Annotated in this window: 16 protein-coding genes; all 16 read right to left on the reverse strand. The window is 33.4% G+C overall.

Annotation, left to right across the window (positions count from 1 at the left end; genetic code table 11):
• Nucleotides 1-168 precede the first annotated feature (168 nt).
• The 16 genes from KSU54_RS00695 to KSU54_RS00770 all read right to left on the reverse strand — a co-directional run bounded on the left by KSU54_RS00695 (nt 169) and on the right by KSU54_RS00770 (nt 18329).
• Nucleotides 169-1428, reverse strand: a complete 1260-nt coding sequence (locus KSU54_RS00695; RefSeq protein ID WP_009009297.1) for an HdeD family acid-resistance protein — start codon at nt 1426-1428, stop codon at nt 169-171.
• A gap of 97 nt (nt 1429-1525) precedes the next feature.
• Nucleotides 1526-4174, reverse strand: coding sequence for a bifunctional acetaldehyde-CoA/alcohol dehydrogenase (gene adhE / locus KSU54_RS00700; protein ID WP_003537016.1), 2649 nt, complete (start codon nt 4172-4174; stop codon nt 1526-1528).
• 189 nt (nt 4175-4363) lie between these two features.
• A complete protein-coding gene (locus KSU54_RS00705; protein ID WP_003537014.1) occupies nt 4364-5053 on the reverse strand; it encodes a glycerophosphodiester phosphodiesterase in 690 nt (229 codons plus the stop codon).
• 9 nt (nt 5054-5062) lie between these two features.
• The gene (locus KSU54_RS00710) at nt 5063-6004 is read right to left on the reverse strand and encodes a calcium/sodium antiporter (RefSeq protein WP_035110947.1); all 942 of its coding nucleotides are present in this window, start codon (nt 6002-6004) and stop codon (nt 5063-5065) included.
• Between the two features lie 155 nt (nt 6005-6159).
• Nucleotides 6160-6951 (reverse strand): Cof-type HAD-IIB family hydrolase, encoded by a 792-nt coding sequence (locus tag KSU54_RS00715; RefSeq protein WP_008793066.1) that lies wholly within the window; start codon nt 6949-6951, stop codon nt 6160-6162.
• A gap of 65 nt (nt 6952-7016) precedes the next feature.
• Nucleotides 7017-7490 carry a superoxide dismutase family protein gene (locus tag KSU54_RS00720; RefSeq protein ID WP_117791862.1) on the reverse strand — a complete coding sequence of 158 codons (474 nt, stop codon included), beginning with the start codon at nt 7488-7490 and terminating at the stop codon, nt 7017-7019.
• A 63-nt stretch (nt 7491-7553) separates the two neighbouring features.
• Complete coding sequence (locus tag KSU54_RS00725) at nt 7554-8984, reverse strand: C40 family peptidase (protein WP_003537006.1); 1431 nt, start codon at nt 8982-8984, stop codon at nt 7554-7556.
• Between the two features lie 309 nt (nt 8985-9293).
• Nucleotides 9294-13877, reverse strand: coding sequence for a discoidin domain-containing protein (locus KSU54_RS00730; RefSeq protein ID WP_003537005.1), 4584 nt, complete (start codon nt 13875-13877; stop codon nt 9294-9296).
• Between the two features lie 246 nt (nt 13878-14123).
• Nucleotides 14124-14681 (reverse strand): transcription termination/antitermination protein NusG, encoded by a 558-nt coding sequence (nusG, locus tag KSU54_RS00735; protein WP_003537004.1) that lies wholly within the window; start codon nt 14679-14681, stop codon nt 14124-14126.
• Between the two features lies 1 nt (nt 14682).
• Nucleotides 14683-14871, reverse strand: coding sequence for a preprotein translocase subunit SecE (gene secE / locus KSU54_RS18750; RefSeq protein ID WP_003537003.1), 189 nt, complete (start codon nt 14869-14871; stop codon nt 14683-14685).
• 11 nt (nt 14872-14882) lie between these two features.
• Nucleotides 14883-15032, reverse strand: a complete 150-nt coding sequence (gene rpmG, locus KSU54_RS00745; protein WP_009009294.1) for a 50S ribosomal protein L33 — start codon at nt 15030-15032, stop codon at nt 14883-14885.
• 48 nt (nt 15033-15080) lie between these two features.
• Entirely contained in the window at nt 15081-15686 is a 606-nt protein-coding gene (locus KSU54_RS00750; RefSeq protein ID WP_003537002.1) for a sigma-70 family RNA polymerase sigma factor, read from the reverse strand.
• Nucleotides 15687-15702: 16 nt separating this feature from the next.
• The gene (gene rlmB, locus KSU54_RS00755; protein ID WP_003537001.1) at nt 15703-16428 is read right to left on the reverse strand and encodes a 23S rRNA (guanosine(2251)-2'-O)-methyltransferase RlmB; all 726 of its coding nucleotides are present in this window, start codon (nt 16426-16428) and stop codon (nt 15703-15705) included.
• Between the two features lie 37 nt (nt 16429-16465).
• A complete protein-coding gene (locus KSU54_RS00760; RefSeq protein ID WP_003537000.1) occupies nt 16466-16843 on the reverse strand; it encodes a Mini-ribonuclease 3 in 378 nt (125 codons plus the stop codon).
• Nucleotides 16843-18180 (reverse strand): cysteine--tRNA ligase, encoded by a 1338-nt coding sequence (cysS, locus tag KSU54_RS00765; protein ID WP_008793072.1) that lies wholly within the window; start codon nt 18178-18180, stop codon nt 16843-16845. The genes KSU54_RS00760 and cysS overlap by 1 nt, the downstream gene beginning before the upstream one ends.
• A 2-nt stretch (nt 18181-18182) precedes the next feature.
• Nucleotides 18183-18329, reverse strand: a complete 147-nt coding sequence (locus KSU54_RS00770; protein WP_003536998.1) for a hypothetical protein — start codon at nt 18327-18329, stop codon at nt 18183-18185.
• Nucleotides 18330-18380 lie beyond the last annotated feature (51 nt).

Genomic DNA, 18380 nt, shown 5'->3' on the forward strand with positions numbered 1-18380 from the left:
ATAATATCGGAGAAATGTGAACACTTTATGAACTTTTAAAAAAAATGTATAAAAAAAGGAACAATTTCTTGTTCCTTTTCTGCATAGGTGATTATATGGGAGAGGGGTCACCTATGCAAAGTATTATTGTCTTTCTTTGACATAACCATAATACTCCATTATTATGTCTCATTTATGGTCAATTGTCAATTGGTTATAAACATTTTTTGAAATAATAACACCATTTGCCCTTTGATATTCCTTCTCTAAATAGTTTTGATAAGTACCCGGAGAAATAATTCCATTTAAATCAATAATATCCATTCCTGCTTTTCCCATAATTGCTTCAGCTAACTTAACACAATTAGACCCTAAAACAAAATATGTTTTATAGCGTCCTCTTTTAAATTTAAAAAAGCTAGCTCCCGTTCGTAAATAAAGACGGCTGGCATAGTCATTACAATCATTCCTATCTTTATATGAACGCGGATACCAAGGGTAGGTATTTTCTTTTAACTTTTCAATTTCTCGTTTTACACTCGCTAACTGTTTAACTGTTAAACGAACCCCATAACTAAAAATCGTTTTATGATCAGTTTCGATGCAAAATGGAATATAACTTTCTCGTGGAGCAATAAACAAAACACCATCCCCAATGGTTTCAAATAATCTAATAGAATCGTAATCATAGTTTCCATAAGATATTACTTGATTATCGATACATATATCGCAATGTCCAATTGTCCCAAATCCATCTGGGCTAACATGAATAAAAATTTCTACATTTGCGTGATTCTGATCGTCTAAAAACTTCTCTGTTGGCTCAACTGCTAACCGTTCATTTATATAATCCATCATCACTTTTGGTACAAGGGCAGAAATAAAGATTGGTACGGGTATTCTGATCCGTCTCTTTAAACTGTCTTTATGCTGCTGGGGAATAGCGGTAAAGATTCCATCAATAATGTAATTTATTCCTAATAATAAGCCATAACCGCCAATGAAGATCATCATTGCATTAGCATCAGCATATCTCCCTAATAACAGTGCCAAGCCATAGATGATCAAAAACAGAGCCCCACACAAAACTGGAAATCGTTTACTCACTTTATCTTTTTTATAGTTTAAATAAGAAATAAATTTTATAATTCCATTTAATGTTATATAGATTGCAAAAATAGCAAATAATAATCTAATTGGAATCGCTGTATAAGACAAAATAAATATTCCTACTCCAATATTTCCAATTATATTAATTAAATCTCCTCTAAAGCGACGTCTTAAAAATACACTTAATTCATGAAGACCATTAATAATCAAAATCCATGCCAATACGTCAAATACACGCATTAAAAAATCTTCTCGCTGAATAATTGCCATTGATGAAATAACAATTAAAATCAACCCTAAAACACAATAATATATTGAATTATAAATATTACGTCGCATTAAATCACACCCCGATACTTTAATATATGCCCATTATAACACAAAGTGTCTAATAAAAAAGAGGCAACACTTGGTGTTGCCTCAAAGATAAACATTATTATTTATCGAATTTATTTTTATAATCCCAAATAGTTCTTAAGATTGCTTCCATATCATGTACCATAGGCATTCTTGGATTTGCTGGAGTACATTGATCTTCATAAGCATTCATAGCCATTCTGTGAATTGCTTCATCCCAATCTTTTTTATCGATTCCTTGAGATTCGATGTTAGATGCTAAATTAACTTTGTGACATAATTCTTCACAAGCGTCAGCAAACATTTGAACACCTTCTGCAGGAGTTTTAGGATTTAATCCGATTAATTGAGCTAATTCCATATATTTAACATCAGCTTTGAAGTTTTCAATTTTTGGCCAGATGTTTAATTTAGTTGGCATACTTCCGTTATATCTGATAACGTGTGGTAATAAGATACCATTAGTACGTCCATGAGGTACGTGGAATTCCCCACCAATTTTATGAGCTAATGAGTGGTTCATACCTAAGAATGCATTAGCGAAAGCCATACCTGCGATTGTTGCAGCATTGTGCATTTTTTCTCTAGATAAAGGAGTTCCTTCTTTAACTGATTCTTCTAAGTAATCAAATACTAATTTAACGGCTTGTTTAGCCCATCCATCAGTAAAGTCAGAAGCTAAGATAGATACGTAAGCTTCAACTGCATGAGTTAATACGTCGATACCTGTATCAGCAGCAATTGCAGCTGGTAAAGACATAACGAATTCAGGGTCAACGATAGCTACTGTTGGAGTTAAAGCATAGTCAGTTAATGGATATTTCTTGTTACAAGATTTATCTGTAATAACTGAGAATGGAGTAACTTCTGAACCTGTTCCTGAAGTTGTAGGAATACAGATTAAGTTAGCTTTTTTACCTAATTCAGGGAATTTGAATGCACGTTTTCTGATATCCATGAATTTTTGTTTGATATCATCGAAACATACTTCTGGATTTTCATATAATAACCACATTACTTTAGCAGCATCCATTGAAGAACCCCCACCTAATGCGATAATTGTATCAGGTTGGAATTTGTTCATTAATTCAAGACCAGCTTGAACTGTATCGAAACTTGGATCTGGTTCTACGTCAAAGAATAATTCTAAATCAACTTGATTTCTTCTTCTTCTAATAACATCTTCGATTTTTTCTACATAACCAAGATTGTACATACCTCTATCTGTAACGATCATGGCTTTTTCCATTTTTTTCATGTCTCTTAAATATTTAATCGAATTTCTTTCGAAATAAATTTTTGGAGGAAGTTTAACCCATTGCATATTGTTATTACGTCTCCCGATTCTCTTAATATTGATTAAGTTAACAGCACTTACGTTGTTTGATACAGAGTTATGTCCGTAAGAACCACAACCTAATGTTAATGATGGAATAAATGCATTATAAACAGAACCAATACCACCGAATGTAGATGGAGCGTTTTCGATAATACGGATTGCTTTACATGCATGTCCGAATTTCTTAGAAATTTCATGATCTTCTGTATGAATTGCAGCAGAGTGACCCAAACCATTGAATTCAACCATTTGAGTTGCTTTTAAGATACCATCATCAGTATTTTTAGCTTTTAATACAGCTAATACTGGAGATAATTTTTCTCTTGTTAATGGTTCATTTGGACCAACTTCTTTACATTCTGCACAGATAATTTGAGTATCTTCTGGTACTTTGAATCCAGCTTGTTCAGCGATCCAAGTAGCAGGTTTACCAACTACGTTTGGATTTAACTTAGCAGCGTTTACGTTATCACTGTATGCTACAGCACCAAACATAAATGTTTCTAATTTTGCTTTTTCTTCTTTATTTACAAAGTAAACTTTGAATCTTTTGATTTCTTTCATGAATGCATCATAGATTTCAGTATCAACGATAGCAGCTTGTTCAGAAGCACAGATCATACCGTTATCGAAAGATTTTGATAATACGATGTCATTTACAGCTCTAGGTAATACACAAGTTTTTTCTACATAAGCAGGAACGTTACCAGCTCCTACACCTAATGCAGGTTTACCACAAGAGTAAGCAGCAGCTACCATTGCGTTACCACCAGTTGCTAAGATTGTAGCAACACCTGGGTGTTTCATTAATGCAGTAGTTGCATACATTGATTTAAGATCTAACCATTGGATACAATCTTCTGGAGCCCCAGCAGCGATTGCAGCATCTCTAATTACTACAGCAGCCATTACTGAACATGCATGAGCACTTGGATGGAATGAGAAGATAATTGGGTTTCTTGTTTTTAAACAAATTAATGATTTGAAAATTACTGTAGAAGTTGGGTTAGTTGTTGGAACGATACCACAAACAACACCTACTGGTTCAGCAATTTCAGTGATTCCTAAAAGTGGATCTTCATTGATGATACCAACAGTTTTTAAGTGACGTAAGTTACTTGTTACATATTCACAAGCAAATAAGTTTTTAACTGCTTTATCTTCAAATACACCACGTCCAGTTTCATTAACTGCAGCTTCAGCTAATGTACCATGAGCATCAAGTCCAGCAACTGAACATTTAGCTACGATGTAATCTACTTGTTCTTGAGTGAATTCTTCAAATTTTGATAAAGCTACTTGAGCTTTTGCAACTAGTTGATCAACATGAGCATCGATTTCTTCATTAGTTGGTTCAACTACTTTGTTAACAGCTTTTTTTTCTGCCATTATTTCTTCCTCCGATTCATTGTGAAATATTTAATTTGTTTCCACCGATAGTGTACCCCAAATTTGCAAAAAACACAAGTAATATTGTGCATTTTTTCACAACAAAAACACTAACTTCACAATGAAAACGCTAACACTTGTATCACTGCTTAATTTACTGGATGAGAAAAAATCTAGGGTCTTTTTACCCTAGATATCTTTATTCGTAATTATTGTTTTAACACCCTCATCAACTAAAAAATCTTTAATATCATCACTATCTACTGTCCAAGTATTTACATCTATACCCCGACGCAAATAATCATTGATTTCCTTTTCATTTAAAAAAGTATATTTAGGATGTGCTCCATTAAAACGATATTCAAATACTTTAGCTTTATTGACTTGATAATTATCTTCATACAAATAGCCAAGATAAATACTATCATCAAGTTCTCTAAGATTAAGCAAACTCTCTAAATGAAACGATGAAAACATTACTCGATCTAATAAGCCCTTTTCTTTGATCATCATATAAGTCATTCTTTCAATATTCGGATACTGAATCTTATCAGTTTTTATTTCAATATTTAAGATTACATCTTTACCAATACAATAATCTAACAATTCCTCTAACAACGGAATTTTTGCCTCGATTCCATCAAAACGATAGTTAAAATTAAATTGGCACAATTGATCATAGGTATAATCTTTTACATACCCTTTACCATTAGAAGTCCGATCAATCTTTTCATCATGAATCAAGACTAGCCTATTATCTTTCGTTAGTTGTACATCTGTTTCAACACCATCAAAATTACCATCAATTGCAGCTTTAAAAGCTAACATTGTATTTTCTGGATATTTAGAACTATATCCCCGATGACCTAATTTAATCATATATTTCTCCTATAAAATGCTTACAAAATATGCCAAATAGCCAATCAGCATAATAATTGCCCCACTCTTTTTTAAATACCCATCGCTACCAATAAAAGTATATAATAGAAACAATGCCCCAATTGCAACGATTCCATCAATAATAAAACCACTTTCAAAAGCAACTGCTTTTGGGGAAATTAAAGCTGTTGTTCCTAAAACAAACAAGATATTAAAAATATTACTTCCGACGATATTACCAATTGCCAGATCACTCTTACCTTTCCAAGCTGCTGTCATTGAAGTCACTAACTCCGGCAACGATGTTCCAAAAGCAATAATCGTCAATCCAATCAAACGTTGACTAACCCCTAATTCTTCAGCAATATATGTAGCTGCATCAATCGTTAGATTACTACCAATTACAATTGCCGCCATTCCTAAAACAATCATGATGATTAGTCGGAGCAGCGTATCTTTTTCATCTAATTCTTCAACTTCATCCAATGGCACTTCTTCACCCTTTTTAACCAAACGATATAAATAGTATAAAAACAGTAAAAATAATCCCCATAAAAGCACTCCATCAAATCGATCAATCGAGCTGCCAAACTTTCCTAACATTAATAAAACTAGAGTTATTACCATTACAAAAGGAATTTCATATCGATATGTATTATTATTAACCTTCAGTTTAGCGATACACCCGGTAATTCCTAGAATCAACAAAACATTCATTATATTACTGCCAATAATATTTCCAACTGCTAAATCAACATTACCGCCTAACGCCGAAGTAATAGAAATAGCAGCTTCCGGAGCGCTTGTACCAAAAGCAACGATCGTCAAACCTATTACAATTGGGGGAATATTTAGCTTTGAAGCCAGCTTAGAAGCTCCCTCAACAAAAATATCAGCTCCTTTAATCAATAAGACAAAACCAGCTATTAAACAAAATAATTGTAAGATCATATCTAACAAGGCACTAACACCTATCTCCTTTCTCAAATCTAAAAACACTATGGTTAAAGTATAGCACAATCATCCCTTCTTTCAAGCGAATGTTGTAGACATCTTTAAGTATACCCGTTTAATAAAGAACTAACTGAAAAACAGCCCTAAGGCTGTCAAATTAATTCAAAATGTTTTAAAGCTTTAACAATGCCATCATTTTCGATTCGATCAGTTTCATAGTTAGCAACAGCCTTCGCCTCATCAACAGCATTTCCCATTGCTACACCAATCTTAACTGTTTCCAACATCTCAATATCATTTCGTCCATCACCAAAAGCAATAGTGTCATCAATATTTCGATTAATTCGTTCTACCAGTTTTTCAATTCCAACTGCTTTTGAGACACCCTTTAAAGTTAAATCAAAAGAATAATCACTTTGATGTCTTTGGACATCAAAATATTTACTCAATGCATTAACCATTGGCGAAATATCTTTTTTGTCATTAACAACAATCATCCCAATGTAAGTTTCTATCGTTTCTGGATCAAAATCATCAATAACTGTCTCCGGTTTCATGCCCCAATTTTTTGCAAACCACTGATGACGTTCATCATTTTGATCACGGACATAGATATAATCACTACTTTCAAAATAATAGTTAAAATCGTATTGTTCTGATAACGCCATCGTTGCTTTAATTGCCTCACTAGGAATTATTGCTTTATATACTGGCTCACCATGATATTCTACATAAGCTCCGTTACAAGTCACATACCCACTAAAAGGATAATTCATAACCCCTTCAGTAATAAAACATTTACACCGTCCTGTAGCTAAGAAAACATCATGTCCATTTTCTTTTAATCTATCTAATGCATTTCTAGTATTTTCAGTAATTGAATAGATATCTAAATTACACTCAATCAGTGTTCCATCGATATCAAAAAATAATAATTTACTCATCTTCATACCTCCGCCACTACATTGTACCATAGTTAGATTGTTTTTTAACTTAAGAAAAGTAAATATTATTGATATAATTCCCTAATCACACCACAAGCAATCATCGGCCCAGAATTTCCCGATGGCTGAGTAGTAAAATCATCAACATTTCCATGAATTATAATACTCCGCCCAACAATTTGCTCTGGTGTAAATTTAGAAATATATACCGCCATCCAAGCTTGTCCGTCCTCAGAAAATAAAGGTGGCAGATCCCCAGTATGATATGGATGTGGACAATTTGTCGTACTATAATGTCCTCCAGCATTACCAAAAGGATTTTCCGGTGTCCCACTACAGCTAGAACCTTCATGAATATGCAAACCATGTATCCCTAAACCACAACCGGTAGCCGGTAACCCTTGAGCCTCAACCACAACGATCGTTCCTTCTTCAAAACTATATGCTAGCATTGTTCCCGTAACTGTTGCTCCTGTAATTAAAGCATAAGCTTTAGGACTAGTATTACATAATACCCTAATAAGATCAAAACTATTCATTATATACCTCCCCTATATTCTTATGCCTAAATATAAAAAAAAGAAAAGGACAAACGCCCTTTTCTATAAATATCTTCTTGCACACACGTAATTACGATTTAAACTAGACACTTTTACAACATCTCCAGTTTGTGGTGAATGAACCATTTGTCCATTTCCAACATAAATTCCAACGTGAGTAATTCTACTTGTACTTGAACCAAAGAAGACTAAATCTCCTGGTTGTAAATCTGCACGATCAACTGCTTTACCACCTTGAGATTGAGCTTGCGCAGTTCTTGAAAGGGAAATTCCATGCTGACGATATACCCAAGATGTAAATCCTGAACAGTCAAATGAATTTGGTCCCGTGGCTCCCCATACGTATGGGCTACCTAGTTTTGTATAAGCAGTTTCTAAAATTTTACTTCCCGGTGTATAAACCTTTACATTTAAAGTTGCAACTGTTTGATTACCAGAACTATCACTTACTGTATAAGTAACAGCTTTATCTCCTGTGCTGCCAGTATCAATATTACCGATTACAACATTACCAGTCACATCACCATCTTTATTATCAATAGCTGAGACTAAATATTGTCTTGGATCAAAAGCATCACCTTTAATTACCTCAACTGCATTTGTTGACAAATTAACTTGTGGTCCACTTATATCTTTTACTGTAAAATTCAAAGTTGTTAAAACTTCATTTTTAGCTTCATCTTGCGTACTAACAGTAATTGTTTGTACTTCATTTTCTTTCTTAGTGTCTACTTCACCAGTAACAGTGTTGGTAACAGCACTTTGATCATCAGTAGCTGTTAAAAAGTTCTCTAATTTAAATTCGCTACCATAATCAATTACAATATCATTTCCTTGTGATAAAGTAACTACTGGAGCAGTCAAATCAGATACTGCAAAAGTAAACGTCTTTTCATTTACATTCCCAGAAGAATCGGTAACTGATAATTTAATATCTTGAATTCCCGCTTTAGTCGTATCTAATTCCTGATTCGATTCAATGAATGGCGAAACATCACCATCAACATTATCTGAAGCAGTTACATAACTGGAAATATCTTGACTTCCATTGATCGGTACTTGTACGACATACCCTGTCTCGACTCCAGCAACCTTAAATTTTGGTGCCTCATCATCAACAACATCTACTTTAATAACTTTAGATGCTGTGTTTGAAAAACTATCTGTTGCCGTGACTGATAAATCATATGTACCTAACTGATTAACATTCACGCTGCTAAGATCATTTGCAGTAACTTCGATTTCCGGACGACTATCTTGATTATCTGTAATATCAATAGCATCTAAATCTACTTTGTCACCATATGAAACCTCGATTCGATTAGAAACAATTTTTGGTGCTTCTTTATCGACCGCGGCATAACCTACTAACATAAATACTGATACCCCTAAGATTGGGATAAACATAGCTTTCCGTTTGATAATATTTTCATTAATAAAATTATTCAATTGTTTAACACGCTGTTCTTTCATTAACTCACTTCCTATCTAAAACGTACCATTGCATAATAACATATCTGAATTAAAAATGCAAATTTTCTTGATTCCATCATACAAATTCTAATTATTAAAGAAGAAGTTTAATATATGAAACCATCTAAAATCCCCATGATTCCTTAATTTTTTCAATTTTTTTGCCCCTAATCAATTAATCAAACTCCTTTTTTTCATATTTTGAAATATTTTAAAGAACGGGATCAAACTGCTATATTATCAAACCTAATTTTCTAAATCATACACAAAGAGGGACAGCGTTAGCTCTCCCCCTATCTTTAATTATTTTTAATTAGATCTTTTTCTTTTTTTACTGAAATAAAACACAATTGATGCCAATGCTAATCCTGACGCAGAATAAAGCACATTTATATTATCTCCCGTTTCAACTTTATTGTCAATAGGTTTATCTTGACCATTTTTGTCAGGATCAGTTGGAGTTACTTCAATTTCCTTTAAATTCTTTTTAGCTTCCAACAGCCTATTCATTGCATCCCTAATTTCTTGTTCTGTAGCATCAGCTTCATTAAAGATCGATAAAGCATACTCGTAAGCCGCCTTAAATTCAGCTTTACCATTTTCTTGGTAATTATTCAAATCAATTGTACCACAAATATTTAATAAAGCTTCTAAATCTGTTTTATCAACTGATACATCTGTTTTTAGTTCTAATTCATCAATTGCATTAGTTAATGCTGTAATTGCTGCATTTACTTCTTCTTGAGTAGCATTTTCATTACCATTGATACTAATTGCATTTACTAATGCTGTTTTTAAAACATCTACTGTTTTATCGGTATATTTTGTAGTATCGATAGATTGTGCTTCAGCAATAACTCTTTCAAGCTCTGTTTTAACCACATCACCAATTTCAACCAGACTATCAATCGCTGTTTTTAAAGCACTCGCAGCGTCATCAATCTCTGTTGATGAAGCATCTGCTTTATCGAGAATCATTTGAGCATTAGTTAATGCTGTTTCAAAATCATTCCATGAAGCAGTTGTATAATATTCCTTTTCATAATTAGCTGCTAAGTTGACTACTTTTCTTAATTCTGCCTTAGAGTCAATTTGACGTACAGTAAATTCCGAAGCACAAGCAAATGATTTTCCGCCATTTCCAGTACCTTCTAACGCTACAAATTTAATATATCGAGCATTCGCTGCATCAAAAGTAATTTTCTTTAACGAAGCATTGGCAGCCAATTCTCCTTCAGAAACCTTTTGATATTCATCTGCCGCATTTTCTTTAATATATAATTCATATTTAGTAATTTGCCCATTGGTATTACCATCTTGTCGTGGTAGATAATCAAATTGATTAATAGTATGAACTTCTTTCATATCAATCTCTACAGTTGCTGGTAAAGCTTGATATGGGGAATAATTACTATGCCAGAAAGTAACCTCATTGTTATCAAATGCATAAGTAATCGGTCCTTCATTACCTGCTTGAGGATTTTCATTATCTGTAGATACAGTAAAGTTACTGCTATCTACCTTTGTATAATCAGTGTCATCACTTTGACTACCAGTAGTTGAAATCTCTAAATTATCAATAATCCCCTTGAATGATGTTGTCTTACTTCCAATTCTTTCTAATGGTAAAGTTAACGTTGCGTATTTACCACCAGTTGCATTTTTAGCTAAAGTATCTACTAATTCACCATTAACATACAATTCGGCCTTATTAGCATATCCCTTTATTTCTAATTTTACCCATTCGTCTTTAGGTAATTCATAATTAAATGAATAATCATAACCGATTCTTGAGAAGCCTACTTTTCCAGTATCTTTTTGTGACATTTTAATTGAACCCTTATCTGATTCAAATAAAACTTGTTCACCAGTTGCGTCTTTATCCATTTTCACCCAGAAAGATACACTGTTATTCGGTCCCATATCTGCTAATGGTGTTTCAATATAACTTTCACCACCACTTAATTCTAGGCCTTTAGAAAATTTTCCTGCTACAGTTGCAACATTCTTTTTATTAACGACATTATACTCGTTTCCTGATTTATCAACGATTTCACTCTTATTAAAATCATAGTTTAATACTGTATCGCTTTTGCTCGTTACAACATCACGCGGATTTGAATTTGGGGCAGTTCCTAATGAATTAACTACTTCATTTAATTCATTATATTTTAAATCTTGACCATCGCCCCATAATTTAGATGACATTGCCGGTAAAGCTTTTTCAAAACGATCATAAATATCATATTCACTTATACCATTCGCCTTTTTATCAACCATATCATTCCAAATTGCATATGCAGAACCTAACATTTGCTCATCTCCGGCCGGAATGATCGTTCCACCCATATTATTAGGCTGCCAGTTATTATAAATATTTTGACTATTTAAATAATCGTTATAATAACCTGCCCCCGGCACCATATATAAAGTTCCATCAACCATATTAATTAAATCAAAACCTTGTTTATACATTTCATTGGGGTTAGCCCAACTTGTATTCCAAATGTTCATTTGCACATTTTCAGAACGAACTGGTGTAGAACCTTTGCGCATTGATAAACTTCCCCACAAACGAACATCGCGTCCTGTATCTTGAATAAATTTTAACATATCATCAGTATATTGACGGAAGTTTTCTGCGTACTTACCATCATATTCATCAGTACCTACATTAACTGTTGTATTTTGATCAAAAACCGGATCATCACCATTCATATATTCATTAAAAATTGATTGAGTAAAAGCTAAACTCTCATCATACATACTATCTAGATCCAAATGATCCCAGTGACGTGCTACAGATTTATCTTTCATCGCTAAGTCTGGACGAACCTTCGTTAAAGCTAGAGAATGAGCTGGCGTATCAAATTCAGGAACAACCGCTACCCCCATATCCCGACATTCTTGGATAAATGTCCGGAACTGATCTTTTGTATAAAAAACATCTTTGCTAGTTAGATCAGCTTGATTTAATCCACCATTACCACCCGCTTTTATATCTGATTCTAGTCTAAACCCAGAATAAGCATCAAAAGCATTATCACCATAATCTTCAACCCAAATATAGTTATCATTTAAATGTACTTGGAAATCATTCATTTTATAATAAGCCATATTTTTTGCAATATCTTTTAATATATCTAATGAATATGGCATTCTTCCAACATCCAGCATGAATCCCCGAACTTCATATTTAGGGTAATCACGAGTTTGCCCATTAGGGATCGTATTACTATTTTGCTTTAAAATTTGTAAAATTGATTGTGTTGCCCAGAAAGCCCCTGTTTTGTCGACTGCTTCAACTTTAACACTATCTCCAACAGTCATTAAATAACCTTCTTCTTTTAACCCGGTATCACTACTTCCTAATGTAAAATAGAAATCATGCGCCCCTGGTGTATTGGCATATACTACTTCAATTTCTTTACCAGTTTGTGCTTGATAATCAGCCTTAAATGTTTTAGCTAAATATGCTAAATCATCTTTATAAGCTGGATTGATCACAATCCGAGAATCATCGCTAATTGTAAAGCTTCCTTCTGTTCCTACCCATTCAGCTAATTCTGGAACTACTTTAGGCTTAGCATTAATGCTGACATCAGGACTATTTTTTCCTGGAATCGTGACATTATATGCACCTGTGATCTTTTCTTGATCACCTTTTTTTACTTTATAATTTACAGATACTATTGTATCCACAATTGGCTGATGAATCGTTAAATCACGATCTAAGATTTGTTCATAATCAGCACCAATAAACTCAATTTCAAATCCCTCGGGAACTTGGGGCAAAGCCATCTTTGTATCTCCTTTAGCTACCGCTGGAATTACTAGATTATTAATTACATCATCAATCGTTACAATCTGTTCGCTATCTACCTGTTGTTTAACTGCATATGCTTCGAATTCATATAATGATACTGTAGGCCAATTAACACTCTTACCATCTCGATCTTCCGCTAGATTTTCAAAATCTGAAACAACAACTCTTAAATAACGAGTATTAATCGTATTGTCAAAATTAATAATATCATCAAATTCTCTAGGTGCTTTAGTAAGTGTTTTTACATCTTCCCAGCTTGTCCCATTTTTTGACGATTGAATTTTGTACTTTGTTGCATTACGGCGTTCCCATTTCAAAGTGACTGAAGCAATATCTTTAGCAGTTCCAAAATCTAAACTAATCCATTTATCATCATCATGATTAGCCGTACTTGCCCAACGTGTTTTCATATTTTCATCAACAACGTTAGCTGGGCCAAAACTAGTTGTTTCAGAACCACTAGCTACAGCCGTTGCCCCAACAGCTAAATTTTCATAAGATTCCTCACCTAAAACTTCAAATTCATATAGCGATACAGAAGCCCAGCCAGCTGCCTCAGTATCATCATAATTATCTACTGTTAATTTAACATAACGTGCACTCACACTATTTTCTAATGTTACTGTTGTAGTTAACGAAGTGATATTGCTATCATCTGGTTTAGTATATACTGGTGTATATTCATTATTATCATTAGAAATACTAATATTAAAACCTTTAATATTTTTTCTTTCCCATTCAATTTTAAATTCACTAAACGCTTTTTCTTCCTTTAAATCAATGGTTAAAACCATCGGTGTTGTTCCCATATTCGTTGACCAGCGTGACTGATCAGGTTTAGCAGCATCGCGATTTACGATTCCATCAATTGCTTTATCTGGCCCCCAATAACTTGTCTCGCTATTGTTTGCCGTTGCTGTCCCATTCAACGCATGATTGACTTTAGTTACAATATCACGAGGTTTTACATCATCAGTTGCAAAAACCATACTTGGCGCCAATGTACTAAATGCCATTGATAGTGTAATTGCTGAAGTCACTAGTTTTTTTACTTTCGTTTTCTCCATACCCGTTTCTCCTCATTTTCCCGTATCATTACTAAATAAAAACAAAAGACCAAAAATCAACAGTAAAAAACTGTATGATTCTTGGTCTTGCCTACTTAAAGTAACAATCCTATTTCTATTTTAGTATACCACTTTATAAGTCCACGTCAACTATTTTTCAGTAAATTTAGTCGCAATAATCGACATTTTTAAGTAAAATAAATTATTTGTTTTACTTACTCATAAAAAAAGATTTGTAGATAAATTCTACAAATCTGCTTTTTCTAATTGTACTAATTCAATTTCCATTGGTGTTAAGTTGCCTAAGAAGTCCACTAATACTTTAGCAGTTTCTTTTTCTAAATCAATTGATTCAACCTTACCACTTTTACCAGCAAATGGTCCAGAGATGACATTAACTTCATCACCTGCAGCATAATCAACCTCAATACTTGATGTACTTAATCCCATTTTCTTTAAAATTGGATCTAACTCACTTTTTTGTAATGGGAAAGGTTTTGCTCCACCACCTGATGATCCAATAAATCCTGTAACCCCAGAAGTATTACGGACAACATACCATGCTTCATCAGTCATGATCATCTCAACTAATACATAACCTGGGAACATGTTTTTAGTCTTATTGATTTTCTTACCATCTTTAATTTCAGTTTCAACATGTTCAGGAATAACAATTTGAAATAGGATATCTTGTAATCCCATTGATTCAACACGTTTTTCCAAGTTTTCTTTTACTTTATTTTCATGACCAGAGTATGTATTAACAACATACCATTGTCTTCCTTCATCATTCATTCCTGTCATTTTAGTTCATCCCCAATGTCTTTAAAATAAATGCAATAATTGCGTCACCGGCAAAGAAATATAACCCCATTACAAAGCAAAATAGTAGTACTATTGCTGAATTTTGAGCTAGTTCTTTTTTTGATAACCAACTGACATTTTTAATTTCTTTTCTAATCCCTTTTAAACTAAACCAATCGCGAAATTTCACACTTAGTCCTCCTATTTCGTTTCCTTATGCAAGGTATGCTTCCCGCATTTTTTACAGTATTTGTTTAATTCCAGTCTTTCTACATTTACACGTTTGTTTTTTGTAATGGTGTAGTTCCGTGACAAACACTCACTACACACTAAAATAACTTTTTGTTTCATATAATCAGCTCATTTCTACGCTATTATAATTTATCATAAATATACAGACTAGTCAAATAGATTTGAATTTTCCATCTTTTTTTGAATCCGATAATTAGCATTATAGATACTTCTAATGTCTTTATTAAGCTTCAAAGCAATATCCTGGTCTTTAAAACCACACTTATGATAAGCAATTACCGTTTGTTCCCAAGCCGAGCAAACATTTAAAATATACGCATCAACCCTCTTTTGTTGTTCTTGATCAATTAATAGTAGATCTGGACTCTTATTATCAGCGATTGCATCTACATATCTGATTCGCTCATCATCACTACAATAATCATCCAAAGAAAATAAAGTTTGCCGTTCCCTAACTACTTTACCTTGGTTTTTGACAATTAAAGAACTAATCGTATTTTGGATCACCATTGAAATAAAACTTCTAACCTGCATGCCACGATCAGGACGATAATTATCCAAAGCCAATAAACAACGAATAATTACTACTTGAAGATAATCTTTATAATCACTCTGATATGATGTCATCGTATAACAATACGCCGGCATCATCATCTTAATTTGCCAGTAGCAATATTCAATCAAAAGTGCCTGTGCAATCGGACACCCCTGACGATATAAATAATACAATTCTTCGATTTCGTAACCATTCATGGTTACCTCCTTCCTACTATAAAGGATTACGAGAATTATATACCTGATATAAAATCACTGCTGTTGCCACAGAAGCATTTAACGAATTAATATGCCCTACCATGGGCAAGACAACATTGATATCACAACTTTTTTTAACTAGTCTTGATATTCCAAAACCTTCTGAACCGATTACTATTACCAAAGGCATATTATAATCAACCTGACGATAATCTTGGGATTTATCTAAATCACAGCCAACAACCCAAAAAGAACGCTTTTTTAAATCCTCTAATGTTCTAGTCAAATTTGTAACTTGAGCAACCTTAACATGATCAATAGCACCTGTTGAAACCTTTGCAACCGTCCCATTTAAACCAACACTACGATTTTTCCCAATGATAACACCATCAACCCCAATAGCATCACAAGTTCTTAAAATTGCTCCTAGATTATGTGGATCTTCTAACCCGTCAAGCATTAATAATAGTGGCTGTTTACCATCAGGAATAGTATTGATGATCTCATCAATACTATAATAGCGATATTCTTCAATTTCCGCCATCACTCCCTGATGACTAACATTTCCAAGTTTCTTGATAAATTCAGACTTATCAACAATCTTGAATGGAATTTTTTTTCTTTTACATTGCTCAATTATGCCATTATCTTTAGCATTGTTTTGGACATACACAGTATATACACTCTTATCTCCCTTTAAAGCTTCTAATATTGTGTTTTTACCATATATATATTGTTTCATATTTTTCACCTAATTTCGTCTCAAATTTATCTCGATTTTATTTATTATTAATATATTGTTTATACCGCTCAAAGATCACTTTAATTCGATCAAAGTTTTCTTCTAAGTATAAAGTCCCAATGACTGCTTCAAATCCTGTTGAATGCATATGATCAAGACTTTCATTTTTACTCCCTTTGGTATTGCGTCCCCGTTTATAAGTTCCAACTTCATCAGCACTAAAAAATTCTTCATCCAGCATATCATGCATAAATGCAGCATGTGAGCTTGCCGATACATATTTTACTGCTTCACGCTGAAGATCGTTCGGTTTAACAAAACCACTTTCTTTAACTAAATAATCACGTACTAGCACCTCAAAAATACTGTCACCCAGATAAGCTAATACACTTGCATTGATTAATTCCGGGCGCATTAAATGATCCCCTTTTCAATTAATTGAGTTCTTAATTTGTCAGCAGTTTCAAAATCCTTATTTTGTTTAGCTTCAAGCCATGCTTGATATATCTCTAGTTCCGCTGCATTTAATTTACGCGGTTCAAAAACAAAGCCAATCACTGCAGTCATTTTTAATAGTGTTTGATATTCAATTGCTATAGCTTTATCATTCTTTTCTTTTTGACGGAAAGCCAGATTCAATTTTTTTACTTGATCAAGAATTTTAGTTAAAGCCAGCGATGTATTTAAATCATCTTCTAAAGCTCCAACCATCCCATCAACTGCCGCTTTATTATAATTTTCATTAGCGATATGATTAACTTGTAAATACAAAGAAACTGATTTGATTACATTATCAACTTTAGCAACTTCTTTTTTCACGCTATTCAAAACTTCTTCCGTTAAATTTAATGGATTACGATAATGACTTGATAACATAAACCATTTAACTACATTACAGCCCAATTCAGCAACCATATCTTTTGCCCAAATAACATTTCCTAGGGATTTAGACATTTTTTGATTATCAATATTGATCATTTGGTTATGCATCCAAGTATGTGCAATCGGATGATGATGACAAGCCATTGATTGAGCAATTTCATTTTCATGATGTGGGAATTTCAAATCCTGTCCCCCACCGTGAATATCAATCTTACCACCTTCAAAAATATCGTTGATCATAACTACACATTCAGTATGCCAGCCAGGACGTCCTTTTGACCATGGACTATCAAAGCGAATACCCTCATCCGTCTTTTTCCATAATGCAAAATCAGTTGATTCTTCTTTTTTATCATTTTCATCGATTCGTTCACTCGCTCCAGCTACTAAATCTTCGATTTTGATCCCTGATAATTGTCCATACTCATCAATTTTAGATACTCTAAAATAAACATCCCCGTCAACCTCATAAGCATAACCACTCTTAACTAAATTATCAATAAATTTTATGATTGCATCCATCGTATTCGTAACTCTAGGTGCATAAGTTGGGAATAATAAATTCAAATTCCGACGAACATCTTCATAAGCAGCAATATATTTATCAGTAAGTTCTTTTTCAGTTATTCCTTCTGCCTTAGCCGCCTTAATGATTTTATCATCAACATCAGTAAAGTTTGATACAAAAGTCACTTTATATCCTAAATACTCAAATGTTCTTCTAAGTACATCAAAGACGATCATCGGGCGAGTATTACCAATGTGAACATAATTATAAACCGTTGGCCCACATACATAAATACTTACTTCACCTTCGCGAAGCGGTTTAAATTCTTCCTTCTTATTTGTAAGGGTGTTAAATATTTTCATCATTACCTCCATAAATAAAAAAGCATATTACTATCAGGACACCATTGTGTTCTTCCACCCGATAATAGATGCTTTAAGATTACTATTAACGCTAGTTCACGTTCTTTCTTTTCAAAAGACTCAGATAAGGGCAGTTCAATTATTTCCATTTAGCCGTTTCCACCATCAGGCTATCTCTATTAACTTCTAATAATCTACTT

The organism is Erysipelatoclostridium sp. MSK.23.31 (assembly GCF_019125875.1).
Lineage (GTDB): Bacteria > Bacillota_I > Bacilli_A > Erysipelotrichales > Coprobacillaceae > Thomasclavelia > Thomasclavelia ramosa.